Annotated in this window: 27 protein-coding genes and 1 pseudogene; 23 read left to right on the top strand and 5 right to left on the bottom strand. The window is 68.0% G+C overall.

All coding sequences use genetic code 11. From position 1 onward, the window contains the following. Positions 1-15 precede the first annotated feature (15 nt). From rpmI to ACFQZV_RS11180, 11 genes and pseudogenes are all read left to right on the top strand, one after another. On the top strand, positions 16-210 hold the full coding sequence (rpmI, locus tag ACFQZV_RS11230) for a 50S ribosomal protein L35 (RefSeq protein ID WP_141933079.1): 195 nt from the start codon (positions 16-18) through the stop codon (positions 208-210). Between the two features lie 30 nt (positions 211-240). Further along, positions 241-624, top strand: a complete 384-nt coding sequence (gene rplT, locus ACFQZV_RS11225; RefSeq protein ID WP_322409390.1) for a 50S ribosomal protein L20 — start codon at positions 241-243, stop codon at positions 622-624. A gap of 72 nt (positions 625-696) precedes the next feature. Beyond that, positions 697-1,497 (top strand): TrmH family RNA methyltransferase, encoded by an 801-nt coding sequence (locus ACFQZV_RS11220; protein ID WP_378749543.1) that lies wholly within the window; start codon positions 697-699, stop codon positions 1,495-1,497. A 74-nt stretch (positions 1,498-1,571) separates the two neighbouring features. Further along, on the top strand, positions 1,572-2,363 hold the full coding sequence (locus ACFQZV_RS11215; RefSeq protein WP_378749541.1) for an amino acid ABC transporter ATP-binding protein: 792 nt from the start codon (positions 1,572-1,574) through the stop codon (positions 2,361-2,363). 61 nt (positions 2,364-2,424) lie between these two features. After that, complete coding sequence (locus ACFQZV_RS11210) at positions 2,425-3,324, top strand: transporter substrate-binding domain-containing protein (RefSeq protein WP_378749539.1); 900 nt, start codon at positions 2,425-2,427, stop codon at positions 3,322-3,324. A gap of 72 nt (positions 3,325-3,396) precedes the next feature. After that, positions 3,397-4,053 (top strand): amino acid ABC transporter permease, encoded by a 657-nt coding sequence (locus tag ACFQZV_RS11205; RefSeq protein WP_378749537.1) that lies wholly within the window; start codon positions 3,397-3,399, stop codon positions 4,051-4,053. Next, entirely contained in the window at positions 4,050-4,973 is a 924-nt protein-coding gene (locus ACFQZV_RS11200; protein WP_378749535.1) for an amino acid ABC transporter permease, read from the top strand. Before ACFQZV_RS11205 ends, ACFQZV_RS11200 begins: the two co-directional genes overlap by 4 nt. A 40-nt stretch (positions 4,974-5,013) precedes the next feature. Beyond that, positions 5,014-6,072, top strand: a complete 1,059-nt coding sequence (gene pheS / locus ACFQZV_RS11195; protein WP_378749533.1) for a phenylalanine--tRNA ligase subunit alpha — start codon at positions 5,014-5,016, stop codon at positions 6,070-6,072. Continuing rightward, positions 6,072-8,579, top strand: coding sequence for a phenylalanine--tRNA ligase subunit beta (gene pheT / locus ACFQZV_RS11190; protein ID WP_378749531.1), 2,508 nt, complete (start codon positions 6,072-6,074; stop codon positions 8,577-8,579). The genes pheS and pheT overlap by 1 nt, the downstream gene beginning before the upstream one ends. A gap of 315 nt (positions 8,580-8,894) precedes the next feature. Then, positions 8,895-8,984, top strand: a pseudogene (locus ACFQZV_RS11185) (DUF2510 domain-containing protein); the annotation flags it as partial. 237 nt (positions 8,985-9,221) lie between these two features. After that, positions 9,222-9,533 carry a hypothetical protein gene (locus ACFQZV_RS11180; protein ID WP_378749736.1) on the top strand — a complete coding sequence of 104 codons (312 nt, stop codon included), beginning with the start codon at positions 9,222-9,224 and terminating at the stop codon, positions 9,531-9,533. A 161-nt stretch (positions 9,534-9,694) separates the two neighbouring features. Here ACFQZV_RS11180 and ACFQZV_RS11175 read toward each other — a convergent pair whose 3' ends face one another. Genes ACFQZV_RS11175 through ACFQZV_RS11160 form a run of 4 tightly spaced genes read right to left on the bottom strand, consistent with a single transcriptional unit; the run spans position 9,695 to position 12,265 of the window. Next, positions 9,695-10,447 (bottom strand): ABC transporter permease, encoded by a 753-nt coding sequence (locus ACFQZV_RS11175; protein WP_378749529.1) that lies wholly within the window; start codon positions 10,445-10,447, stop codon positions 9,695-9,697. After that, complete coding sequence (locus tag ACFQZV_RS11170; RefSeq protein WP_378749527.1) at positions 10,447-11,328, bottom strand: ABC transporter ATP-binding protein; 882 nt, start codon at positions 11,326-11,328, stop codon at positions 10,447-10,449. Before ACFQZV_RS11170 ends, ACFQZV_RS11175 begins: the two co-directional genes overlap by 1 nt. Beyond that, positions 11,325-11,630, bottom strand: a complete 306-nt coding sequence (locus ACFQZV_RS11165; protein ID WP_378749526.1) for a transcriptional regulator — start codon at positions 11,628-11,630, stop codon at positions 11,325-11,327. Before ACFQZV_RS11165 ends, ACFQZV_RS11170 begins: the two co-directional genes overlap by 4 nt. After that, positions 11,627-12,265, bottom strand: a complete 639-nt coding sequence (locus ACFQZV_RS11160) for a hypothetical protein (protein WP_378749525.1) — start codon at positions 12,263-12,265, stop codon at positions 11,627-11,629. The genes ACFQZV_RS11165 and ACFQZV_RS11160 overlap by 4 nt, the downstream gene beginning before the upstream one ends. A gap of 186 nt (positions 12,266-12,451) precedes the next feature. Here ACFQZV_RS11160 and ACFQZV_RS11155 point away from each other — a divergent pair, with 186 nt between their 5' ends. The 10 genes from ACFQZV_RS11155 to ACFQZV_RS11110 all read left to right on the top strand — a co-directional run bounded on the left by ACFQZV_RS11155 (position 12,452) and on the right by ACFQZV_RS11110 (position 22,238). After that, a complete protein-coding gene (locus ACFQZV_RS11155; RefSeq protein ID WP_378749524.1) occupies positions 12,452-12,928 on the top strand; it encodes a hypothetical protein in 477 nt (158 codons plus the stop codon). Between the two features lie 14 nt (positions 12,929-12,942). Beyond that, positions 12,943-13,347, top strand: coding sequence for a hypothetical protein (locus ACFQZV_RS11150; protein ID WP_378749523.1), 405 nt, complete (start codon positions 12,943-12,945; stop codon positions 13,345-13,347). Positions 13,348-13,614: 267 nt separating this feature from the next. Then, entirely contained in the window at positions 13,615-14,802 is a 1,188-nt protein-coding gene (locus ACFQZV_RS11145) for an N-acetyl-gamma-glutamyl-phosphate reductase (protein WP_378749522.1), read from the top strand. After that, positions 14,799-15,956, top strand: a complete 1,158-nt coding sequence (gene argJ, locus ACFQZV_RS11140; RefSeq protein WP_378749521.1) for a bifunctional glutamate N-acetyltransferase/amino-acid acetyltransferase ArgJ — start codon at positions 14,799-14,801, stop codon at positions 15,954-15,956. Before ACFQZV_RS11145 ends, argJ begins: the two co-directional genes overlap by 4 nt. Beyond that, the gene (argB, locus tag ACFQZV_RS11135; RefSeq protein ID WP_378749520.1) at positions 15,953-16,852 is read left to right on the top strand and encodes an acetylglutamate kinase; all 900 of its coding nucleotides are present in this window, start codon (positions 15,953-15,955) and stop codon (positions 16,850-16,852) included. Before argJ ends, argB begins: the two co-directional genes overlap by 4 nt. Next, the gene (locus tag ACFQZV_RS11130) at positions 16,849-18,054 is read left to right on the top strand and encodes an acetylornithine transaminase (protein ID WP_378749519.1); all 1,206 of its coding nucleotides are present in this window, start codon (positions 16,849-16,851) and stop codon (positions 18,052-18,054) included. Before argB ends, ACFQZV_RS11130 begins: the two co-directional genes overlap by 4 nt. Further along, positions 18,051-18,974 carry an ornithine carbamoyltransferase gene (gene argF / locus ACFQZV_RS11125; RefSeq protein ID WP_378749518.1) on the top strand — a complete coding sequence of 308 codons (924 nt, stop codon included), beginning with the start codon at positions 18,051-18,053 and terminating at the stop codon, positions 18,972-18,974. The genes ACFQZV_RS11130 and argF overlap by 4 nt, the downstream gene beginning before the upstream one ends. Next, positions 18,953-20,065, top strand: coding sequence for a heparan-alpha-glucosaminide N-acetyltransferase domain-containing protein (locus ACFQZV_RS11120; protein WP_378749517.1), 1,113 nt, complete (start codon positions 18,953-18,955; stop codon positions 20,063-20,065). The genes argF and ACFQZV_RS11120 overlap by 22 nt, the downstream gene beginning before the upstream one ends. Positions 20,066-20,075: 10 nt before the next feature. Beyond that, positions 20,076-21,512 (top strand): argininosuccinate lyase, encoded by a 1,437-nt coding sequence (argH, locus tag ACFQZV_RS11115; protein ID WP_378749516.1) that lies wholly within the window; start codon positions 20,076-20,078, stop codon positions 21,510-21,512. An 81-nt stretch (positions 21,513-21,593) separates the two neighbouring features. Continuing rightward, complete coding sequence (locus ACFQZV_RS11110; protein WP_378749515.1) at positions 21,594-22,238, top strand: SatD family protein; 645 nt, start codon at positions 21,594-21,596, stop codon at positions 22,236-22,238. A 3-nt stretch (positions 22,239-22,241) separates the two neighbouring features. Here the strand turns inward: ACFQZV_RS11110 and ACFQZV_RS11105 are convergent, their stop codons facing one another. Continuing rightward, on the bottom strand, positions 22,242-22,832 hold the full coding sequence (locus ACFQZV_RS11105) for a hypothetical protein (protein WP_378749514.1): 591 nt from the start codon (positions 22,830-22,832) through the stop codon (positions 22,242-22,244). A gap of 74 nt (positions 22,833-22,906) precedes the next feature. On the opposite strand from ACFQZV_RS11105, the gene tyrS reads away from it, so the two are divergent. Further along, a complete protein-coding gene (gene tyrS / locus ACFQZV_RS11100; protein WP_378749513.1) occupies positions 22,907-24,217 on the top strand; it encodes a tyrosine--tRNA ligase in 1,311 nt (436 codons plus the stop codon). A 15-nt stretch (positions 24,218-24,232) separates the two neighbouring features. Continuing rightward, on the top strand, positions 24,233-25,039 hold the full coding sequence (locus ACFQZV_RS11095; RefSeq protein ID WP_378749512.1) for a DUF4184 family protein: 807 nt from the start codon (positions 24,233-24,235) through the stop codon (positions 25,037-25,039). Positions 25,040-25,170 lie beyond the last annotated feature (131 nt).

The raw sequence follows: 25,170 nt of genomic DNA, 5'->3' as shown, positions 1-25,170 counted from the left end.
AACGAAGGAAGAGAAATGCCGAAGCAGAAGACCCACTCGGGTGCCAAGAAGCGTTTCAAGGTCACCGGCAGCGGCAAGATCATGAAGCAGCAGGCGAACCTCCGCCACAACTTCGAAGGCAAGCCCACCAAGCGCACGCGCCGCCTCTCGGCGGACAAGGCCCTCGCTCCCGGCGACGCGAAGGTCGCCAAGAAGCTCCTCGGTCACTGAGCGCACGCGCACGAATAGGAACGAAACGAAATGGCTAGAGTCAAGCGGGCCGTCAACGCCCAGAAGAAGCGTCGCGTCATCCTCGAGCGCGCCTCGGGATACCGGGGTCAGCGTTCGCGTCTGTACCGCAAGGCGAAGGAGCAGGTCACCCACTCGCTCGTCTACGCGTACCGCGACCGTCGCAAGCGCAAGGGTGACTTCCGTCGCCTCTGGATCCAGCGCATCAACGCCGCCGCGCGTCAGAACGGCATCACGTACAACCGCTTCATCCAGGGCCTGGGTCTTGCGGGTGTCCAGGTAGACCGCCGCATGCTCGCCGAGCTCGCGGTGAACGAGCCGGCGGTGTTCGCCTCGCTCGTCGAGACCGCCAAGAAGGCGCTCCCCGAGAACGTCAACGCTCCCAAGAGCGCCTGACCTCCGGCATCCTTCACGGGGCGTCCTCCTTCCGGGAGGGCGCCCCGTCGGCGTTCCCATAGACTGATTCGCGTGCTGGAGAACCCCCGCTCGCCGCGCGTGCGCGCGGTCGCCAAGCTCACCAAACGCAGCGCCCGCCAAGACACGGGTCTGTACCTCCTCGAAGGTCCACAGGCTGCGCGCGAAGTGCTCGCGTACCGTCCCGACAGTGTCGTGGAGTTGTTCGCGACACCCACGGCGATGGAGCGTCACCAAGACGTACGCGATGCCGCGCGCGATGCGGATCTCGACGTCGTCTATGCGGGCGAAGACGTGATCGACGCGATGGCCGACACCGTCACCCCGCAGGGGATCGTCGCGGTGGCCCGACAGACACCGACGTCGGTCCGTGACGTCTTCGCCGCGGCGCCGCGTCTCGTCGTCATCTGCGAGCAGGTGCGCGATCCCGGCAATCTCGGCACGATCATCCGTGCGGCGGATGCGGCGGGCGCCGACGCCGTCGTGCTCACCGGCCGCACCGTCGACCCGTACAACCCGAAGGTCGTCCGCGCCACGACGGGGTCGCTGTTCCACCTGCCGATCGCCGTGGGGGCTGAGTTGTCCGACGTCGTCACCCGCGCGCACAGCGCCGGGATCCGGGTGCTCGCCGCGGATGTCGGAGGCTCGGACTTTCTGGCGGCGCGCGGCGTCCTCGCCGAGCCGACGGCGTGGTTGTTCGGCAACGAGGCGCGCGGTCTCGACGACGACGCGCTCGCGCTGGCCGACCTCACGCTCCGCCTGCCGATCTACGGTGCCGCCGAGTCGCTGAATCTCGCGACCGCGGCCAGTGTGTGCCTGTATGAGACCGCTTTCGCGCAACGCGCGGCGGACTGAGACTCCTGTTACAGATAGATAAAGGTCGCGCGCGAACTCGTGTGCGGCGACGCTGCCCGTCCTAGGGTGTCTCCATGACGACACCCGCCGACCCGGCCCCGCGCACGTCGAACATCCACGTCGGTCGCGGCGAGCCGCTCGTCGAGATCACCGACGTGCAAAAGCACTATGGCGAGTTCCAGGCCCTCAAGGACATCGATCTGACCGTCAATCGCGGTGAGGTCGTCGTCGTGATCGGACCCTCGGGCTCGGGTAAGTCGACGCTGTGCCGAACGATCAACCGCCTCGAAACGATCACAAGCGGCACGATCACCATCGACGGTGCCGAGCTGCCGAAAGAAGGCAAGGCGCTCGCGTCGCTGCGCGCAGACGTGGGAATGGTGTTCCAGTCATTCAATCTCTTCGCGCACCTGTCGATCCTCGACAACGTCACGCTCGGGCCGATCAAGGTCAAGGGCATGAAGAAGTCGGATGCGGTCGCCCTCGCCCGTCAGTTGCTTGATCGGGTCGGCATCGCGCAGCAGGCCGACAAGCTTCCGGCGCAGCTCTCCGGCGGTCAGCAACAGCGCGTCGCGATCGCACGGGCGCTGGCCATGCAGCCCAAGGTGATGCTGTTCGACGAACCCACCAGCGCGCTCGATCCCGAGATGATCAACGAAGTTCTCGACGTGATGGTCGGCCTCGCGCAAGACGGCATGACGATGATCGTAGTCACCCATGAGATGGGGTTCGCCCGTAAGGCCGCGGACCGCGTGGTCTTCATGGCCGACGGCCAGATCGTCGAGGAGGCGACACCGGAGGAGTTCTTCACGAACCCGAAGAGTGCGCGCGCAAAGGACTTCTTGTCCAAGCTCCTGACCCACTAGACCTCGTGCCCTTGCACCGGGCACGCGGACAACAACACGCATACGACACCAGGAGGATCACATGCGCAAGACACGAATCGGCGGGGCACTGGCGGGTGTCGCGATTGCGGCACTCGCCCTCACCGCCTGCAACAGCGGCTCTCCCGGCGACACCACCGGCGGTGATGAGGGCAGCGGCGAGACCGACATGCTGTGGGAGGTCGCCTCCGACGTCGACCTGGCGGACAGCCCGACCTACGAGCGCATGGTTGCGCGCGACGGTGTCATCGTCGGCGTGAAGAACGACCAGCCCGGCCTCGGATACGAGGACGCCACGACCGGCGAACGAACCGGATTCGACGTCGACATCGCGCGATGGATCGCGGCCTCGCTCGGCTTCGAAGAGAGCCAGATCGAGTACGTGACGATCCCTTCGGCCAACCGCGAGCAGGCGATCGTGAACGGGGACATCGATTACTACGTCGGCACCTACTCGATCACCGACTCTCGCAAGGAGCAGATCGATTTCGCCGGACCGTACTTCATCACCGGTCAGGGATTGCTCGTCGCCGCCGACAACGAGGACATCAACGGGCCCGATGACCTCGCCGGCAAGATCGTCTGCTCCGTGACGGGCTCTACTCCTCTGCAGCGGATTCGCGACGAGTACGACCCCGGTGACACCGTCGAGTACGACACGTACTCGCAGTGTGTCGAGCAGCTCAAGGCCGGATCGGTCGATGCGATCACGACCGACGAGGCGATCCTCGCCGGGTACGTCGCCCTCGAGCCCGATGCACTGAAGATCGCCGGCGATCCGTTCAGCGAGGAGCGTTACGGCGTCGGCCTGGAGAAGGGTGACACGGCGCTGTTGGACTGGATCAACGACCTCTTCACCGATGGCGGCGATGTCTGGACGGCGCTCTTCGACGTCCACCTCGCTCCGGCCGGCATCTCGGGCGAGCAGCCCGCTGTCGACTGACACACCTTCCGCTGGGGCGGCAGATGACCTGCCGCCCCAGCATCCATCACTCTTCTGGATGAGAGGACCCGCGTGGGCGTCATCATCGACAACCTCGACCTGTGGGGGGAGTTCCTTCTCGGAACCCTCTGGCTGTTCTTTGCCGGCGGGGTGGTCGCGCTGATCCTCGGCACGATGGTCGGCGCGATGCGGGTGTCGCCGATCCCCGTCGCTCGCGCGGTGGGAACGATCTACGTCAACACCATCCGCAACACACCACTCACGCTCGTCTTCTTCGCCTTCTCGTTCGCGCTTCCCCCTTTGCTCGGTCTGCGGTTGACCACCGCGACTTCGGTGACGCTCGCGATCTGTGCGCTCGGCGTGTACACCGCCACCTACGTCGCTGAGACGATTCGCTCGGGCATCAACACGGTGCCGGTGGGGCAGGCCGAAGCAGCGCGCGCGCTCGGACTCACCTTCGGGCAGGTGATGGGCCTCGTGGTCATGCCGCAGGCATTCCGGTCGGTGATCCCGCCCATGATGAGCGTCTTCATCGCCCTGCTGAAGAACACCACCGTCGCCGCGGGCTTCTCGGTGGTCAACCTCGGGTCGATCCGCAACTATCTCAGCGAGCGGGGCGCGAATCAGTTCGAGGTGATCCTCTGGGTGATGGTGATCTTCGTCGCCCTGGTCCTGCTCCTTTCTTGGGCGCAGCGCGCTCTCGAGAACCGTTGGAGGGTGGCGCGATGAGCAGCGTTCTCTACGATGTACCCGGTCCCCGCGCGATCGCCCGCAACCGCGTCCTCGGGGCGCTTACGGTCCTGGTCGTGGCAGCCGTCGTCGGGTTCGTCCTCTGGCGGCTGATCGACACCGGCCAGTTCACCGCCGAGAAGTGGTCCGCCTTCACCTACACGAACGTGTGGGTCCAGATCGGACTGGCCACGCTTCGCACCCTCGGTGCTTTCGCGGCCGCAGCGGTCGGCGCGCTCGCGCTCGGCTTCATCCTCGCCATCGGCCGCATGTCGGACCACGCGTGGGTGCGCTGGCCGTTCACGGCGATCGTCGAGGTGTTGCGTGCGATCCCGGTCCTCATCTTCATGTTCCTGCTGTACTACGGACTGCCGGTGCTCGGCGTCCGAATGGATCCGTACTGGGCCGTGGTGATCGCCCTCATCGCATACAACGGCTCGGTGCTGGCCGAGGTCATCCGAGCCGGGGTCGAGTCGTTGCCGCGCGGGCAGAGCGAAGCCGGGTACGCGATCGGTCTGCGCAAGGCCGGCGTCATGCGCCTGGTTCTCATGCCGCAGGCGATCCGAGCCATGATGCCCGTCATCATCGCGCAACTCGTCGTGACCCTGAAGGACACCGCACTCGGCTTCATCATCACCTACCCCGAACTGCTGTTCTACGCGAAGTACCTCGGATCGCAATCGAGCGTGGGTTCGCCCATCGTGCCCGCAACGATCGTCGTCGGAATCATCTACATCGGCCTGTGCCTTGTGCTGTCGGCTGTGGCGACCGCCGTCGAGAAGCGGCTGCGGCGCTCCGGATCGGCCGGAGTCGCTGTGGCAGGGGGTGCCCCGACACAGGGTGGCACCGATACCGAGCTCATCGTCGCGCAGGTCAACGCCACTGAACACCAGCCCGAGCGCTCAGACGGAGGCCGGTGACGGAGATCCGCGGCATCCGTCGTCGGTAGACTCGTCTCTCGTGTCTGAGACTCCAGAGAACACTCCCGTAGCGGTCATCACCGAAGAGAACGTCGGCGCCGCCGTGCAGGCGGCGTTCGATGCGATCGCTGCGGCCGCAGACACGGCTGAGCTGAAGGCGGTGCGCGCAGCCCACGCCGGTGAAGGTTCGCCGATCGCCGCCCTGAACGCGCAGTTGCGCCATGTTCCGAAGGACAAGAAGGCCGAGTTCGGCAAGCTCGTCGGTCAGGCACGCGCACGGGTGAACCAGGCCATCACCGCGCGCGAAGCGCAGCTCGCCGAGGCCGAGACCGCCGCGAGACTCGAAGCCGAGCGCATCGACATCACCGCGGTGCCGCAGCGTGCACGTGTGGGGGCGCGGCATCCGATTTCGCTCCTCCAGGAGCAGATCGCCGACATCTTCGTCGGCATGGGGTGGGAGATCGCCGAAGGTCCCGAGCTCGAGCACGAGTGGTTCAACTTCGACGCCCTCAACTTCGACGTCGACCACCCGGCGCGGCAGATGCAGGACACCTTCTTCGTCGATCCGGTCGACCGACACCTGGTGATGCGCACCCACACCAGCCCGGTCCAGGTGCGCTCGATGCTCGAGCGCGAGCTGCCGATGTACGTGCTGTGCCCGGGCCGGGTGTATCGCACCGACGAATTCGACGCCACCCACCTGCCGGTGTTCACCCAGTTCGAGGGGCTCGTCGTCGACAAAGGCATCACGATGGCCCACCTCAAGGGAACACTCGACCACGCCGCGAAGGTGTTGTTCGGACCCGAGGCGAAAACGCGCTTCCGCACGAACTACTTCCCGTTCACCGAGCCCTCCGCCGAGCTGGATCTGTGGCACCCGACGTTCACGGGCGGCGCGCGCTGGATCGAATGGGGCGGATGCGGCATGGTCAACCCGAATGTCCTGCGGGCGGCCGGGATCGACCCAGAGGAGTACTCGGGCTTCGCGTTCGGAATGGGCATCGAGCGCACGCTCATGTTCCGCAGCGACGTGCAAGACATGCGCGACATGGCAGAGGGCGATGTCCGTTTCAGCGAGCAGTTCGGAATGGTGGTCTGATGCGCGTCCCGCTCTCTTGGTTGCGTGAATACGTCGACGTGCCCGCGGGCGTGTCAGCCGACGACGTCCTCGCGGCGCTCGTGCGCGTGGGATTCGAAGAAGAAGACGTCCACGGGTTCGACCTCAGTGGTCCGATCGTGGTCGGCGAGGTCGTCGAGTTCACTCCCGAACCGCAGTCCAACGGCAAGACGATCCGCTGGTGTCAGGTCGACGTCGGCGCCGAGCACGGAGGAGTGCGCGGCATCGTCTGCGGCGCGTCGAACTTCTTCGCCGGTGACAAGGTCGTCGTGACACTTCCTGGGTCGGTGCTGCCGGGGCCCTTCCCCATCGCGGCACGCAAGACCTACGGACACGTCTCGGACGGCATGATCGCCTCGGCCAAGGAACTCGGCCTCGGAGACGAGCACTCCGGCATCCTGCGCCTGGTCGAGCTCGGCCTCGACGCGCCGGTCGGCACGGACGCGATCGGGCTCCTCGGGCTCGACGACGTCGCGGTCGACGTCAACGTCACACCCGACCGGGGATACGCGCTGTCGGTGCGCGGCATCGCGCGCGAGTACTCCCACGCGACGGGCGCCGCCTTCCGCGATCCCGCTGCTCGCTCAGACGACGAGATCGCCCCCGGCGAAGGGTTCCCGATCACCGTCGACGACGTCGCCCCGATCCGGGGCCGCGTCGGGGCGAGCGAGTTCGTCGTGCGCGTCGTCCGTGGCGTCGATCCGTCGAAACCGACGCCGCCGTGGATGGTCGCCCGCCTGACCCTCGCCGGCATCCGCTCCCTCGGCATCCTCATCGACATCACCAACTACGTGATGCTCGAACTCGGCCAGCCGATCCACGGCTACGACCTGGACCGACTCCAGGGCGGCATCACGGTGCGACGGGCGACGAGCGGTGAGACGCTCGAGACCCTGGACGGCAAGGTGCGCAGTCTCGACACCGAAGACCTCCTGATCACCGACGAGTCCGGGCCCATCGGCCTTGCCGGCGTCATGGGCGGTGGCGCCACCGAGATGACCGACGACACCCGCAACGTGCTCATCGAAGCGGCGATCTTCGACACCGTCTCGATCGCGCGCACGGCCCGCCGCCACAAGTTGCCGTCTGAGGCCTCGCGACGTTTCGAGCGCGGCGTCGACCCGGCGGTACCGTTCGTCGCGGCGCGCCGCGTCGCCGACCTCATGGTCGAGTACGCGGGAGGAACCCACGATCTCGACCTCGGTGGTGCGCTGTTCGCCGAGATCGAGACCGCGGGCATCACGCTCCCGACGGATTTCGTCGGCGGTGTGATCGGCGTCGACTACAGGACCGACGAGATCGTGTCTGCCCTCGAGATGATCGGGTGCGAGGTTCTGGCCGTCGACGGCGGCTGGAGCGTCATCCCGCCGTCCTGGCGTCCTGACCTCACCGACCGGTGGACGCTCTCCGAAGAGGTTGCCCGTATCCACGGGCTCGACCGGGTTCCATCGGTGCTCCCGACGCCGCCGTCCGGGCGCGGGCTCACCGCCGCACAGCAAGGCCGCCGCCGGGTCGCCAACGCGCTGGCAGCCGCGGGGTACGTCGAGACGCAGTCCTTCCCGTTCACGACCGAAGAGCTCAATGACCTGCACGGCTCGGCGTCGGGCGACCGCCTGCCGTCGGTGAAGCTCGCCAACGCCCTCGACGGGCAGTCGCCGTTCCTGCGGCGATCGCTCCTGCCGGGATTGATCGCCGTCGCGCACCGCAACCAGTCGCGCGGGTTCACCGACCTGTCGCTGTTCGAGACCGGCGCAGTGTTTCTGCCCGAGCGCGACGTGACCTACGGGACCGACTCGGTGCCGCCTCTGGCAGTGCGACCGGATGCGGCCACGCTCGCGGCGCTCGACGCGTCGATCCCGCCGCAGCACCGGCACGTTGCCGTTCTGCTCGTCGGCAACAGCGTCGCGAAGCAGCCCGGTCAGCCGGCGACGGAGGCGGGACTCGCCGAAGCCCTCGATGCCGTGCGTACCATCGCCACGGCTGCCGGGGTGACGATCGACGTCGCGCAGGCGCAGCGTGCTGCGCTTCACCCCGGCCGCGCCGGAGTGCTCTCGGTCGGAGCCGTCGAGGTGGGCTACGTCGGCGAACTGTTGCCGGCGGTGGCCACCGCATCCGATCTTCACGGTCGTGTCGTCGTCGCCGAAATCGACCTCGATCTCGTGCTGTCGCTCGCCGGGGAGCGCGTCGTCGCATCGTCGCTGTCGGGGTACCCCGCCGCGACCCAGGACCTGTCACTCGTGCTGGGTGCCGACGTTCCCGCCGCCGATGTGCGCGCCGCGCTCGCCGAGGGCGCCGGAGACCTTCTCGAAGCGATCCGGCTCGTCGATGACTACCGGGGGTCGGGTGTGCCCGACGGCGCCAAGAGTCTGACGTTCGCGCTGCGTTTCCGGGCCCCTGACCGCACACTCACGGCGGCCGAGGCGACCGAGGCGAAACTCGCCGGTGTTGCCGCGGCCGCGGCGCGCTTCGGGGCCACGATCCGGGAGTAGCCCGAGTCCCCGCCTGCCGGGTGCCGGTGCGGGGGTCGGTGCCGGGCACAACTGCGGGCCGACCGGGCGACACGCCGGGCCGGCGCACCGCCTGTCGGCGTGTCCGCCGGTTGGTCCGCACTTCTGCCCGCCTGCCGGGTACTCCCGTCCGGGGCAGGTACCCACGCCCGTCCGTCGGCCCGTATGTTCGCCCGCCGGCCGGCACTTCCGTCCCGGGGCAAGTACCCACGCCCGTCCGGCCGGGCTTTCACATGCCGTGCCGCGGGATGCCGCTAGGCTGACGGCGTCGGGGGCCGATCGCGCGGGGGAGTCGATATGGACGTGCACCTACCGGGTTGGTACGACGACGGGCACGGCGCGCTGCGCTGGTGGGACGGCTGGGCATGGACCGAGCACGTCGCGCCGCAGGCGCCCGGTGGCAGACCGTTCGTCGTGCACGAGTCGCCGCCCCGGTCAGCGCCGCCGTCCCTACCGCCCGTTCCGGCGGAAGCGCACGCCTCTCCAGCACAGCCTCCAGGACCGTCCGCGCACGACCTCGCGCGGCAGGTGTCTGCATCCGTCCCTGAACATCCCACGCCGGGTCCTCCACCACTCGGCGCGGCGGCCCCGGACCCGTACGCGATTCACCTCCCGTCCCCGGCAATGCCCGCGGCGTACGACGGCGTGCCGCACACCTCGGCGTCCGGCCCGGGGTATCGGGCACCGGGCGCGTCGGCGTACGGCACGGTCGCACCGTACGGTGTTCCCGGCGCTGCGCTCGCACCGAACGGCCTTGGCGTGGCGGGGTTCGTCGTCGGCCTGGTTTCCCTCTTCCTTCCGCTGTTCGTCGGTCTGGTCGGAGGGCTGGTCGGCCTCGGGCTCTCGATCGCGGGCGTGTCCCGAGTCGGTCGTCGGAAGGGCTTGGCGATCGCCGGACTCGTCCTGAGCATCGTCGCGGTCATCTTCATCCTCTGAGCGCCGGCCGCCGTACCTCGCCGCGCGAGCTGCTCGCCCGTGCACATCTTCGGGCGGATGCCGCGACACGCCGGGTGGCGTCTCCTGCCGGCGGCGTGTCGCGCCGACGCCCCGTAGTTGAGCCCGGCCCGGCACCCGGCGCCCGGCGCCCGGCACCCCGGTCAGCGGTAGCGGCGCCCTTCGTCGCTGCGGTAGAGCCACACGGCGAGGATGCCGAGCGCGACCGTCCACACGAGGATCCCGACGACCGCCCACGCCGGGACGGCGGATCCGAGAGCGGTGTCGACCACGATCTCGCGCGCCTGACGTACCCAGAGGAACCCCGAGGCGACGTCGAGCCACTCGGGGAACATCATCGGGGGAAGAAAGAGCCCGCCACCGAAGGCAAGCAGGAACATCGCGACCTGTGCGACCGCGATTGCCGCTTTCGGGCCGGCTGTCGTACCGATGATGATGCCGAGCAACGACGATGGCACGGCTGTCAGCACGACCAGTCCGACCGCGGCGAGGAACGAGCCGAGTGAGACGGATGCGGCGGTGAACAGCGCGCCGATGACCACGAGCGGGATCAGCGCGGCGACCGAAAGAGCCAGCGTCGCAGCCATCAGGCCGATGATGCGCGTCATCGGCGACCCAGGCAGCGTCCGAAGGTACGGCCACCAGGGCTTCGAGCGCTGCTCGGCGAGGTCGATGCCGATGTTGAACAGGCTGGCGGACATGAACGCGAAGACGACCATGGAGCACACCGCGGCGGTGGCGAACTCGGGCGACTGCGTGACGGCACTTTGCGGGAGGACGAACAGACAGAAGGCGAGGGTCGGAAACACGAGTGTGCCGATGATCGCGATGGGCACGCGCGCCGTCTCGATGAGGTTGTACTTCGTGTGGACCGCGGCGAGGGTGAGCGTCGACATCACACGGTTCCCTTCGTGATCGTGAGGAATGCTTCCTCGAGCGTTGCCCCTCGTACGTTGAGGTCGGTGAACCTCAGACCGGAGTCGACGAGGGCGCGCACCAACGCGTCGGAGTCCGCGACGACCGCGGTGACCAGGTCGTCATCGACCGTGACACTTGCGTCCGGGTCGAGCGCGCGGATGTCGGATGCCGCGATACCGCGGAGCGTCACGCGTCGTCGCGACACGCCCGCGACGACGGCTGCCAGTGTGTCGTCGGCGCGAACGGTGCCGTGGTCGATGACGACGACGCGCTCGGCGAGCTGTTCGATCTCCTCGAGATGGTGGCTCGTCACGACGACGGCGGTGCCGGCGCGGTGCCGCGCACGCACCGCATCCCACAAGACGCGTCGTCCGTCGACGTCGAGCCCGGTGGTCGGCTCGTCGAGCAGGACGAGGTCGGGGTTGCCGGCGAATGCGAGCGCCACCGCCACGCGCCTCTGCTGTCCGCCGGAGAGGGAGCCGCACTGCTTGTCGAGGAACGCGCCGAGGTCGAATTCGGCGACGAGCTCGTCCCGCCCGCATGGTGACGGATAGTGGGCTTGTACGAAGTCGATCACCTCGCGCACCTTCAGGGAGTCGGGGAGCGCGGTGGCCTGTGGGGTGGAACCGAGTCGAGCGCGCCGTGCGGCGGTGCGCGGATCTCCGCCGAATAGTTCGACGGTTCCCGAGGAGGGCATCCGCAGACCTTCGACCAGCGTGAGCAGGGTGGTCTTACCGGCTCCGTTGGGGCCCAGCAAGCCGACGCACTCGCCGGCGTGGACGTCCAGGCTCACGCCGGCCAACGCGGTGGCGTCACCGAAGCGCTTCACGAGGTCGACGGTACGGATCAGGGGGTTCATGAGTGTCCTCCGAGGAGGTCGAGCAGGCTGCGGCGGTAGGAGCGGAAAGCGTCGCGACCTTCTCCGGTGACGGCCACGCGGGTGACGGGTTTGCGGCCGGTGAAGGACTTCTCGCTGCGGACGTACCCGGCGGCTTCGAGCTTGGCGAGGTGCGTCGTGAGGTTGCCGCTGGTCATCCCGAGCAGCTTCTGCAGAGCGGGGAACGTGATCTCGTCAGCGTCGGTGAGCGCTTCGATGAGCGTCGTCATGATCTGGAGGCGGGCGGGGGCATGGATGACGGGGTCGAGAGGATCCACGGTCATGCGCTCTCTCGCACGCGGCGCGGTCCCCACAGCATGAGCGCTGCGACGACGAGCATCGCCGCCGGGCCGACGGTTGCGTACACGAGGTAATGCGTGGGCGTGCCGATGAACGTCGCGACGACGGCGACGACGATGAGGATCACACCGAGGACGAACATGGGCACGGCGCGCCACAGCGCACCACCGGCCAGATAAAGGACGCCGACGAGGAACACGTAAATCGCGGGGTAGAGCAGCTGTGCGAGGTCGTCGGGCAGTCCATTTCGCTGGAGCCCGAGGATCAGCAGCCACGCGGCGATCATGGATACCGTCCACGCGTTTCCGTACAGTGCCCCTTGGAGTTGGGATCGACCGCTGATGCCGTCGTTCGCCGCACGGATGCCCACGACCGTCGACCAGACGACCGCGACGGCGAGAGCCATGATGAAGATCACCCACCCGGCCGCGGGCGGGAGGATGTCGAGCGCGCCCACGCCCGAAGTGATCCACAGCGCGAAGAAGCCCACCGCCCAGGCCACGGCCCACACGACGAACAGCAGCGCGTAGCGGCGTGTGAGCTGTCGAACGGTCTTGCGCCGCGTTGCCTCCATGAGCTCGAGCATCCGTCGGGAGTCGGCAATGGTGTCATCGTTCATGCAAAGTAGTTTGCATCACAAAGTACGGGCGGTCAACACCTCGCCGAACTGTCCAGCTGTTAGGTCAAGCCGGCGACGCAGTCAAGCCCGTTGATGCGAGGTCGACGTCAGCCGAGACTGTCGACATCCCTCACCTCTCGAGTCCTGCTCGGCACAGCTGTCCGCAAGAGGAGGAAGTGAGAACACATGAGATTCGCAACCGCAGTCCCCGCCGCGATGACTGCCGGGATTCTGGCATTGTTCGGTGCGTCGACGACCGCACACTCAGCGGTGCAGACTTCGCCGGCACACGCGTCCGCAACAATGAACCAGGCTTCCGTAAACAGTGACACCGTGCCCGACGATGGCTATTTCGACATCACGTGCACCCCATGGGCGGGCATCGATCTTCAGGGCGCGCCGACAGCCCGCGGTGAGACTCACTGCGTCGTGCCTGTGGACACCACGATCGGTGTGACCACCATCCTCTACGTCGACGGGTGGAACGTCGGCTCTGCCTACAACGAGTGCACACTCAACGAGATCACGCCCGTCTGCGCCGGTGTACCGGTCATTCGAGATGTCTCCGGATCGACATTCTGCGCGCGCACGCTGGTGTCGTTCCAGCTACCTGACGGGTGGCGTCACGTCGCCACCTCGTCCGGCACCGGCTGCCCGGTGTGAGAGAGGAGAGCGCTATGAACAAGCGAGTGCGCACCGGCATCGCCGGCGCTTCGATCGCTGCCCTCGGTCTGGCAGGAGCGCTGATGATCGGACCGGCCTCTCCAGCGTCAGCGGCCGCGCCCACCTGCCAACCGGCTTCGACCTACGAGGTTGACGGCTCGACAGGTCACGTGATCTTCTATCCCACCGCCCGTTGCGATGGCGCCACAGTATCGCTCGTGGTCGAAGGATTTTCGATCGAGACGGGGTCGTCCAGCATCTTCTATGACGGGCGTCCGGCCGGGACGTATCCGGGTTACGGCGTCTCAATTCCTCTCGACGGCCCCGGCGAGTACTGCGTCGTGGTGTCAGCGGTGTGGACATGGGCGCATGGACTCTACGACGAGCAGGCTTCCGCAAAGAACTGCGTGTACCTCTGAGCAAACGTGCGCGTCCGCCGGGACCGGATGGCGTCCCGGCGGACGCGCGGTACTCATCGATTTTGCCGACCGCCAACTTCGCCGATATGGTCGCGATGTGCCGTCCGCGACGCGAGAATTCTCAACGCTCACCTCGAGCGGGCTTCTTGTGCGCCGACGCTTCCGCCTGTGCGGCCGCCGACTCTAGGCGACCCCGCATGACCCTGGGGGTCTGAGTGGGTGTCGCCGTTTCCGGCCCGCATCCCGAAACTCTCTAAGGTGGAACCCATGACATATTCGGTCGCCGTCTCCGGCGCATCCGGCTATGCGGGCGGTGAGGTCCTGCGAATCCTCGCCGCACATCCCGACGTCGAGATCCGCACCGTCACCGCGCACTCGAACGCGGGACAGCCGCTCATCCAACACCAGCCGCATCTCCGCTCCCTCGCGCACCTGACCCTGCAGGCGACCACCCCCGAGGTGCTCGACGGGCACGACATCGTCGTTTTGGCCCTGCCGCACGGGCAGTCGGGACAGTACACCGACGCGCTCGCCGGCACGCCCCTCGTGATCGACGCGGGCGCCGACCATCGACTCGAGTCCGAAGATGCGTGGAACGCGTTCTACGGCGGCCCGTTCCACGATCCGTGGACGTACGGCGTGCCCGAGCTTCCACTCGCGGGCGGCGGAAGGCAGCGCGACCGCCTGGCCGGCGCGCGGCGCATCGCCGCGCCCGGGTGCAACGCCTCCACCGTGTCGCTGAGTCTCGCGCCGGGTGTCGCGGCCGGGGTCATCGACCCGTCCGACATCGTGAGCGTGCTGGCCGTGGGGCCGAGCGGCGCCGGCAAGGCGTTGAAGCCGAATCTCCTCGCGAGCGAGATCCTCGGGTCGGCGAATCCGTATGCCGTCGGCGGTACGCACCGCCACATCCCCGAGATCCGTCAGGCGCTCGCCGCCGCTCGTTCGGAGATCGGCACCGATGCGGACGGTATCGGCGCGAAGCCTCCGAAGAACGACACATTCTCCGAAGAACGGGCGCCGGATGCCGCGGCCGCCGGTGCCGCATCCCCTGACGCGCCGACGGACGCTGCGGGCCCGGTCGCGACCTCCGGCATCCGGATCTCATTCACCCCCGTCCTCGTACCGATGGCCCGCGGCATCCTCGCGACCTCCACCGCTCCGATCGCCCCTGGTGCGACGGATGCCGAGATCCGCGAGGCATGGCAGTCCGCGTACGGCGACGAGACGTTCGTGCAACTCCTGCCCGAGGGTCACTTCCCCCGCACCGCAGATGTCCTCGGCGCGAACACCGCGCTCATGGGTCTCGCGATCGACCGGGCGGCGGGTCGGGTCATCGTCGTCACGGCAGTCGACAACCTCGTCAAGGGCACCGCGGGCGCCGCCGTGCAGTCCATGAACATCGCGCTGGGCCTCGCAGAGGGCACCGGCCTGACCGTGAACGGAGTCGCGCCGTGAGTGTCACCGCGCCGCAGGGATTCGAAGCGGCGGGCGTCGCCGTCGGACTCAAGTCGACGGGCAAGCCCGACGTCGCCGTCGTGGTGAACCGCGGACCGCTGAAGGTCGGCGCCGCCGTCTTCACCGCCAACCGCGCCAAGGCGAACCCGATCCTGTGGTCGGAGCAGGCGATCAAGGACGGCGTGGTCGAGGCGATCGTGCTCAACTCGGGCGGCGCGAACTGCTTCACGGGGTCTTTCGGGTTTCAGACGACGCACCAGACCGCCGAGCGTGCCGCCGAGCTCCTCGGCGTGAGCGCCGGTGACGTCCAGGTCTGCTCGACCGGTCTCATCGGCGCAGGTGACGAGGTGTTCCGCGGCAAGGTCCTCACGGGAGTCGAACAGGGCGTCGCGGCGCTGTCGCGCGACGGTGGCCTCACGGCTGCCGAAGCGATCATGACGACCGACTCGCGCGCCAAGACGAGCACCTACACCGGCGACGGCTGGACGATCGGTGGGATGGCGAAGGGCGCGGGAATGCTCGCGCCCGGGCTCGCGACGATGCTCGTCGTCATCACCACCGACGCGATTCTGACCACCGAGGAGGCCGATGCGCACCTCCGCGCGGCGACCCACGTGAGCTTCGACCGCCTCGACTCCGACGGCTGCATGTCGACGAACGACCAGGTGACGCTCCTGGCGAGTGGGGCGTCCGGTGTCACGCCCGATCCCGCATCCTTCCGCTCGGCGCTCGTCGACGTGTGCACGGACCTCGCCCTTCAGCTCCAGGCCGATGCCGAGGGTGCGAGCCACGACATCGGCATCCAGGTGATCGGTGCCGCATCCGAGGAGGACGCCGTCGAGGTCGGCCGTTCGGTCGCGCGCAACAACCTTTTCAAGGCGGCGATCTTCGGCAACGACCCCAACTGGGGGCGTGTGCTCGCCGCGATCGGCACGACGGATGCCGCTTTCGACCCCTATGACGTCGACGTCTGGATGAACGGCGTGCGTGTCTGCACCGAGGGAGGGCCCGACGCCCCGCGCGACGCCGTCGACCTCACCCCTCGCTCGACGAGCGTCTTGATCGACCTGAAGATCGGCGACGCGCAAGCCATGATCCTCACCAACGATCTCACCCACGACTACGTCCACGAGAACAGCGCGTACTCCTCATGACAGACATCCAGGACACCGATCCCGCCGAGGCTCGGCTCAAGGCCGAGACTCTCATCGAGTCCCTCCCATGGCTGCGTCGATTCCGTGACCAAGTCGTCGTCGTGAAGTACGGCGGCAACGCGATGGTCTCCGAAGAGCTCCAGGACGCCTTCGCCGCCGACATCGCCTATCTCCGGTACGTCGGCATCCAACCGGTGGTCGTCCACGGCGGCGGACCGCAGATCTCGTCGATGCTCGACCGCCTCGCGATCCCCAGCGAGTTCAAGGGCGGCTACCGCGTGACCAGCACCGAGGCGATCTCGGTCGTTCGTATGGTGCTCACCGGGCAGATCAACCCGCAGCTCGTGAACAAGATCAACGCGCACGGTCCCGTCGCGACTGGCCTGAGCGGTGAGGACGCGGGCCTGTTCGGCGGCCGCCGCCGCGGCGTCATGATCGAGGGCATCGAACACGACCTCGGGCGGGTCGGCGACGTCGTCCAGGTCGACCCGCAGCCCGTGCTCGACCAGATCGCGGCAGGTCGCATCCCCGTCGTCTCGTCCATCGCGCCCGACCTGGATCACCCGGGCAACTCGTTGAACGTGAACGCGGATGCCGCAGCCGCCGCCCTGGCGACGTCGCTCGGTGCCGCGAAGCTCGTCGTCCTCACCGATGTCGCCGGCCTGTATGCGGACTGGCCGAATCGGGACTCGCTCGTGTCGCACCTGACGTCGACCGAACTGCGCGAGATGCTCCCGCGACTGGAGTCGGGGATGATCCCGAAGATGGCCGCGTGTCTGGAGGCGGTCGAGGGCGGTGTCGACACGGCGGCGATCATCGACGGCCGCGTACCCCACTCCGTGCTCGTCGAGATCTTCACCAGCAAGGGAATCGGAACAGAGGTGGTCCTCGGATGACGTGGCAGGATGACGCGGGGCGCGACCTCGTCCGCAGCTTCGGTCCGCGCATGGCGATGTTCGTGCGCGGCGAGGGTGCGTACCTGTGGGATGCGGACGGCCGCCGCTACCTGGACTTCCTCGCCGGAATCGCCGTGACGTCGCTGGGGCACGCGCATCCGGTGTTCGTCGAGGCCGTTGCCTCCCAGGCGGCCACGCTCGCGCACGTGTCGAACTACTTCGCGACTCCGCCGCAGCTCGCGCTCGCCGCACGCCTGAAGCGTCTTGCGGGCACGGGGGAGTCCGGTCGCGTGTACTTCGCGAACTCGGGCGCCGAGGCGAACGAGGCGGCATTCAAGCTCGCGCGCCTGCACGGCGGTGTCGACAGGCCGCGCATCCTCGCGCTGACCCAGTCTTTCCACGGGCGGACGATGGGCACCCTGGCGCTGACGGGAAAGCCCGCGCTGCAGCAACCGTTCCTGCCGATGATCCCCGGTGTGGAGTTCATCGACTCGACAGCCAATGCGCTGGAAGCGGCGATGGATGACCGGGTTGCGGCGCTCATCGTCGAACCCATCAAGGGCGAGGCGGGCGTCGTCGACCTTCCCGAGGGGTATCTCGCCGCCGCGCGTGAGATCACCCAGCGCCACGGCGCATTGCTCATCATCGATGAGATCCAGACCGGCGCCGGCCGCACCGGGGAGTGGTTCGCGTTCCAGCATGCGGGCATCACCCCCGATGCGATCACCGTCGCGAAGGGCATCGGCGGGGGATTCCCCATCGGGGCGCTCGTGACGTTCGCCACGGCCTCCGAGCTCTTCTACCCCGGCACGCACGGGTCGACCTTCGGGGGCAACCCGCTCGGAACGGCCGTGGCCGATGCAGTACTCGCCGAGATCGAGCGCGCCGACCTGCTCGCCAACGCCACCGAGCGCGGCGCGCAGATCCGTGAGGCGATCGCGCGGATCGACTCGCCTCTGGTGAGCGGATGCCGCGGGGCCGGCCTGCTCGTGGGTGTGGGCTTGCGGCATCCGGTCGCGAAGGACGTCGTGCTCGCCGCGCAGGCGCGCGGACTCATCATCAACGCGCCGAACGACGACACGGTCAGACTCGTGCCGGCCCTCAACATCGGCGACGTCGAGATCGACGAGTTCGCGACGCTGTTCGCTGACGCGCTCGCCGCCGTCGCCACGCAATCGACCGACCGGAAGGACTCCCTGTGACCCGCCACCTGCTGCGCGACGACGACCTGACCCAGGCCGAGCAGCGCGACGTGCTCGATCTCGCCGTCGAGCTGAAGAAGGACCGGTGGGCCGACAAGAGCCTGGCGGGGCCCCAGACGGTCGCCGTCATCTTCGACAAGTCGTCGACCCGGACCCGCGTCTCGTTCGCCGTCGGCATCGCCGACCTCGGCGGCTCGCCGCTGATCATCTCGACCGCCAACAGTCAGCTCGGGGGCAAGGAGACCCCCGCTGACACCGCGCGTGTGCTCGAGCGGCAGGTCGCGGCGATCGTGTGGCGCACGTACGCGCAGAAAGGCCTCGAAGAGATGGCCTCGGGCACCCGGGTGCCGGTCGTCAACGCCCTGTCCGACGACTTCCACCCGTGTCAGCTGCTCGCCGACCTGCTCACGATCCGCGAGCACAAGGGCGACCTGGAGGGGCTGACACTGGCGTTCTTCGGCGACGGCATGTCGAACATGGCGCACTCGTACATCTTGGCGGGGGTAACGGCTGGCATGCACGTGCGGGTCGCCTCGCCCGAGAACTACGCGCCCCGCGAGGATGTGATCGCCGACGCCGACCGTCGTGCGGCCGAGACCGGCGGCTCGGTCACCCTCTACACCGATCCTCACGAAGCCGCCGCGGGTGCCGACGTGATCGTGACCGACACGTGGGTGTCGATGGGAAAAGAAGAGGAGAAGCTCGCGCGACTGCGCGATCTCGGTGGCTACAAGGTCACGACGGAGCTGATGTCGATGGCCGCCGCCGACGCGATCTTCATCCACTGCCTTCCCGCCGATCGAGGGTACGAGGTCGATGCGGAAGTCATCGACGGGCCACAGAGCGTCGTGTGGGACGAGGCCGAGAACCGGCTGCACGCACAGAAGGCGTTGCTCGTGTGGTTGCTGCGGCAGCAGTAAAGCCCCCGTCGGGGTGGTGGGCGTCGCGGTGGCGGCGCCTCAACGGCGGCGCGCGCATCCACGGTGTCGACCTCGCGCGGGGCCTTGCGATCGTCGGAATGCTGGCCGCGCACCTCATCGCCATCGAGACGGACTTCTCCTTCGGTGACCCGTCCTCGTGGATCGCCGTCGTCGACGGCCGGTCGTCCATCCTCTTCGCCACGTTGGCGGGGGTTTCGCTGGGCCTGGTGACCGGGGGAGCGACACCTCTGCGGGCGGAAACGCTCCTGACCGCGCGGGCACGCATCGTGATCCGCGCGTTCCTCATCTGGTTTCTGGGGCTGATGCTCATCGAGCTCGGTGTGCCGGTGTTCGTGATCCTTCCCGCTTACGCCATCTTGTTCCTTCTCTCGTTGCCTTTTCTGGCGCTGTCGGCGCGCACACTTCTTGTCATCGCCGCGGCGCTCGCGGCGGCCATGCCCTTCGTCGTCGACGCGATCGACCGGTCCCCGTTGTGGGCGACACCGCTCGGAAACGACCTGGGCCTGCTGATCGGGTGGCACTATCCGTTCCCGGTGTGGCTGGCGTTCGTCCTGGTGGGAATCGCCGTTGCCCGGGCAGGCATCACACGCCTCGACGTTCAGCTGTGGGCCCTCGGTGGCGGTCTCGCCCTCGCCCTCGTCGGGTACGGAACGGATGCCTTGCTGGGCCAGGGCCCGATGACCGTATGGACGGCGGACCCGCACTCGTCCGGAGTACTCGAGATCATCGGCTCGGGCGGATTCGCCCTCGCCGTGCTCGCGACGTGCCTGCTCGTGTGTCGCGGCATGGTCACGTGGGTGGTGCTTCCGCTGCGCGCCGTGGGAAGCATGCCCCTGAGCGCTTACACCGCACAGATCGTCGCGTGGGCGCTCGTGGCATCCATCGCGCTGGACCGCGTCGCTGACCTGGCGGGTTTCCGGGCGCTCGACCCGTTCTGGCCGATGACCCTCGCGCTGATCGCGACGGCGACGCTGTGGGCGCTCGCCGTCGGTCGTGGGCCGCTGGAATGGGTGTTGGATCGGCTCACGCGGCTTGTCCGTGTGCCGTCGGCGCTCAACGTGCGCCGATAGGCTGGCCCGCGTGAAGGATGAGACGACGACCCCCTCCGGCCACGGCACGAACGAAGGCGCCCTCTGGGGTGCGCGTTTCGCTTCGGGCCCCTCGCCCGAACTGGCCGAGCTGAGCAGGTCGACGCACTTCGACTGGGACCTCGCGCTGTACGACATCGCCGGCTCGCACGCGCATGCGAAGGCCCTTGCCGCCGCCGGCTATCTCACCGCCGACGAAGAACGCGCGATGCACGAGGGGCTGGACGCGCTTGCTGCCCGCATCACCGACGGCACGCTGCGTCCCTCGGAGGCAGACGAGGACGTGCACGGGGCGCTGGAGCAGGCGCTCATCAGGCAGGTCGGACCCGACCTCGGCGGCAAGCTGCGGGCGGGTCGTAGTCGCAACGACCAGATCGCCACCCTCGTGCGGTTGTACCTGCTCGATCACGCTCGCGTGATCGCTCGCGACCTGCTGCGGGTGATCGACGCCATCGTCGCCCAGGCGGACGCACACGCCGCCGCGATCATGCCCGGCCGCACCCACCTCCAGCACGCCCAGCCGGTATTGCTGGCCCACCATCTTCAAGCCCACGCGTGGCCGCTTGTGCGTGACCTCGAGCGCCTGCGTGATTGGTCCTCTCGTGCGGTCGTATCGCCCTACGGTGGTGGCGCGCTCGCCGGCTCGACGCTGGGATTGGACCCGCAGTTGGTCGCCGACGAACTCGGCCTCGCTCGACCCGCCGAGAACTCGATCGACGGGACGTCGGCGCGCGATGTGGTCGCGGAGTTCGCTTTCGTGACCGCCATGATCGGCGTCGACATGTCGAGGTTCGCCGAAGAGATCATCCTTTGGAACACGCGCGAGTTCGGTTTCGTCACGCTCGATGACGGATACTCGACGGGATCGAGCATCATGCCGCAGAAGAAGAACCCGGACATCGCCGAGCTCGCGAGGGGAAAGTCCGGCCGCCTCATCGGCAACCTCACGGGGTTGCTCACGACGCTCAAGGCGCTCCCGCTGGCCTACAACCGCGACCTGCAGGAAGACAAAGAGCCGGTGTTCGACTCCGTGCGCACGCTCGAAGTCGTCCTCCCCGCATTCGCGGGGATGGTCGCGACGATGCGCTTCGACACCGAGCGGATGGCGCAGCTGGCGCCCGAGGGGTTCTCACTGGCGACCGATGTGGCCGAGTGGCTCGTGATCCAGGGGGTTCCGTTCCGAGATGCACACGAGATCTCCGGTTCGTTGGTGCGAGCGTGCGAGGAACAGGGCATCGGTCTCGAGGATGCCGACGACGCGCTGCTCGCCGCGGTCTCGCCGGCGCTGACTCCGCAGGTGCGCTCGGTGCTGACCATCGAGGGATCAGTGGCGAGCCGCGCCGGAGCGGGCGGCACGGCGCCGGCGCGTGTGGCCGAGCAACGGGCGACGTTGATCTCTCGCGCACAGGCGGCAGCGCAGGGTTTGTGACACTCATTGGTCATAGACTGATATTCACCTCGATATCAGCATCTGCTTGATAGTGGATGCGGGCAGGCATAGCCTGGACGCATGGTCGCCGCTGTCATCGCCGATATCGTCCGCTCACGCGAGCTCGATGACCGGCCGAGCGCGCAACGCGCCCTGGAGGCGACCCTGGGTCGCGTCGCAGAAACCGGCCCGAGCGCCTTGCGACCGCTGGTTCCGACCGTCGGCGACGAGCTCCAGGGCGTATTCGGCGAGCTCTCCGCGGCTCTCGCGACGACGATGCTGCTCCAGCTGGCCCTGCCGGAGGAGCTCGAATTGAGGTTCGGGATCGGGCTGGGGCGCATCGAAGAGGTGCCGTCGATGTCGGGGCCACTCTCCGAGGGGGAGGCATGGTGGGCGGCGCGGGCCGCGATCGATGCTGTCGAGACACTCGCGCAACGGGCTGCTCCGTCGGCTCGCACGCGGGTGGCGGTGCCCGCGGGTGCGTCGGACGACGTCCTGGAGCTCGTTCGTGTCGCCAACGCGGGCGTTCTCGCGCGAGACCGGGCGCTCGCGCGACTGAGCGCGCGCAACCGCCGATTGATCCACGGAAGATGGCTGGGCCTCACGCAGGCCGAGCTCGCCGAGCAAGAAGGGGTCGGGCAGTCGGCCGTGTCTCAGGCGCTCTCGACAGCCGACGCCGGGGCGCTTCTGGAGGGGCTGCGTGAGCTCACCGATCGAGCGGAGTGAGCGTCACCAGATGGCGAGCCACGCGAGGCCGGTCGCGGCGCATGCCCAGAGCAGACTCGCGAGTGTGCCCACGATGAACCGCTCGCGGGCGGCGGGCGTCGCCAACTCGGTGAACCGGCCGATGCCCTTGAGGGCCACGACCACGGCGATGACCGCCGGAAAGCCTGCGATCACCCCGAGTGCCACGGCCGCACGTTCGAGATATCCGATCATCGTTCCGCCGCGTAGAATCTCCTCCTCGCGCGGGTGGGCGCCTTCGGCCATCAACTCGACGAGGATGCCGCCGCGCGTCCCTTCGCGTGTACGTCCGCCGTCCGCCGCAGTGAGCGCCCAGCGCGCGAACGGATTGCCCCCCACCACGGCGAGCGCGACGCCGAGCATCGCGATCACGATCGCGAAAAGACGGGGGACGTCGTACGGCACGACCGCGACGACGACGAACGCGAGAGCCACCACACCACCGGCGGCTGCGAGCAGACCGGCACGGGGGCGACGCAGGGCGATCGTCACAAGGGCCAGTGCCGCGCACAGCGCTACGAAGACGAAGATCACGACGAAGGCCTCGGCGATGACGTCGATCCGAAGGGTGTCCACGCGGCCAGTCTCGCACGCGCTTCGGACGCGCGAGCGCGCGGGGCGCGGGGCGCGCCGCTGATAGCCTGAAGCGCGTGTCGAACAGCAATGTGAGCGCGATCGCGCCCGCCAACGACCCGTCGTTCGAGAACGTCTGGGATGAACTCGTCTGGCGTGGCCTCGTGCACGTGTCCACCGACGAAGCGGCGCTGCGCGCCCTGCTCGCGGGCGACCCGATCACGTATTACTGCGGATTCGACCCGACCGCGCCGAGCCTTCATCTCGGAAACCTCGTCCAGCTGTTGACCATGCGTCGCCTCCAGTTGGCGGGCCACAAGCCGCTCGGGCTGGTCGGCGGCTCCACGGGCCTGGTCGGTGACCCCGGCGGCCGCGACACCGAGCGCGTACTCAACCCCGTCGAGACCGTCGAAGAGTGGGTGGGGTACCTGCGCTCGCAGGTCGAGCGGTTCTTGAGCTTCGAGGGCGACAATGCCGCGCGCATGGTCAACAACCTCGACTGGACCGCGCCCTTGAGTGCCATCGACTTCCTGCGCACGATCGGCAAGCACTTCCGCGTCGGCACGATGATGAAGAAGGATGCCGTCGCAGCCCGACTCAACTCCGAAGCGGGAATCAGCTACACCGAGTTCAGCTACCAGATCCTCCAGGGACTCGACTACCTCGAGCTCTATCGCCGGTACGACTGTGTCCTGCAGACCGGTGGCAGCGATCAGTGGGGAAACCTCACCAGCGGCACGGATCTCATCCACCGTGTCGAGGGCAGATCGGTTCACGCGATCGGTACGCCGCTCATCACCAACAGCGACGGCACGAAATTCGGCAAGAGCGCCGGAAACGCCATCTGGCTCGACCCCGCGATGTGCAGTCCGTACCGCATGTACCAGTTCTGGCTCAACACCGACGACGCCGACGTGATCACACGACTCAAGGTCTTCACCTTCCTCAGCCGCGCAGAGATCGAGCACTATGAGCGGCTGGTCGCCGAGGAACCCTTCGGACGAGCGGCCCAGCGTCGGCTCGCGCTCGAGGTGACGACCTTCGTCCACGGTTCCGAAGCCGCGAACGCCGTGGTCGCGGCATCCGATGCGCTGTTCGGCCGGGGAGATCTGCACGGCTTGGATCCCACGACGTTGCGTTCGGCGCTCGACGAGCTGCCCAACGCCACGCTCGCGCGTGGCGCGGGCGTCGTCCAAGCCCTCGTCGACACCGGACTGGTTTCTAGCATGTCCGAGGCGAGGCGCGCGATCGCCCAGGGCGGAGTGTCGGTCGACGGTGCCAAGATCACCGACGACACCGCGACGGTCGAGGGGACGCTCCCGGGTGGAGTGTCGGTCGTACGGCGCGGCAAGAAAACGCTGGCCGGCGTCTTCGTCGTGCGCGACTGATACCGCACATCGCCGATGCCGTTCACCCCGAGCCACGCCGTCGTTGCCCTCCCGTTCGTCCGCACCCCGCTGATTCCCGCGGCGATCGCGATCGGGGCGATGACACCCGACCTTCCGCTCTTCACTCGAGGGTTCCCTCTGGGATACGGGCGGACGCACGATCCGTTGTGGCTCCCCGCCACGATGGTCCTGGCGTTCGCGTTGTTGCTGGTGTGGCGCTGCCTCATCCGGCCGGCGGCGGCTGATCTCACACCGACCGCGATCGCAGCACGCCTCCCGGTCGAGTGGGAGAGGAGTGCGGGTGCATCTCTGCGCGAGACGATCGCGCCGCGCGCCGGTGCCGTGCGCGGCGGCCTGCTGCTCGCGGCATCCCTCGCGATCGGTGTGCTCTCGCACATCGTCTGGGACCTGTTCACCCACGAAGATCGCTGGGGTACGCGCGCGTTTCCCTGGCTCGAGAACGCGTGGGGCATACTCCCGGCCTACAAGTGGCTCCAGCACGGTTCGACGGTGATCGGACTCGCGATCATCGGAATATGGGTCGTCGCGTGGCTGGCCCGTCGTACACCGCGGGCAGAGGTCTCGCGTGCCGTGCCTGCCGCAGTCAGGTGGTCGTGGTGGATGTCGTTGCCGGTGTTCCTCATCGGCGGATGGGTCATCGGACTGAGTGTTTTCGGTCCACTCGACGACGACTTCACCGTCGCGCACCTTGCGTACCGCGTCTTGCCGCCGGCGTGCGCGCTGTGGGGACTGCTGAGCCTTGCGCTGTGCGTCGTCGTCCAACGACGTCGCGTCAGGCGAAGGGTGACCACGCTGCGCTGAAGGCACAGGCTGAGGGCACAGAGAAGGGGCCGCCGGCATCGATTGGCCGGCGGCCCCGGTCGCCTGATCGCGATTGGGGTCGCATCGGCGGGGTTGATCGCATCGAACGGGCGTGTCACCGCTCGGTTGGG

This window comes from Microbacterium koreense (genome assembly GCF_042677105.1).
Lineage (GTDB): Bacteria > Actinomycetota > Actinomycetes > Actinomycetales > Microbacteriaceae > Microbacterium > Microbacterium koreense.
This window is presented reverse-complemented; position numbering and strand designations above follow the sequence as displayed.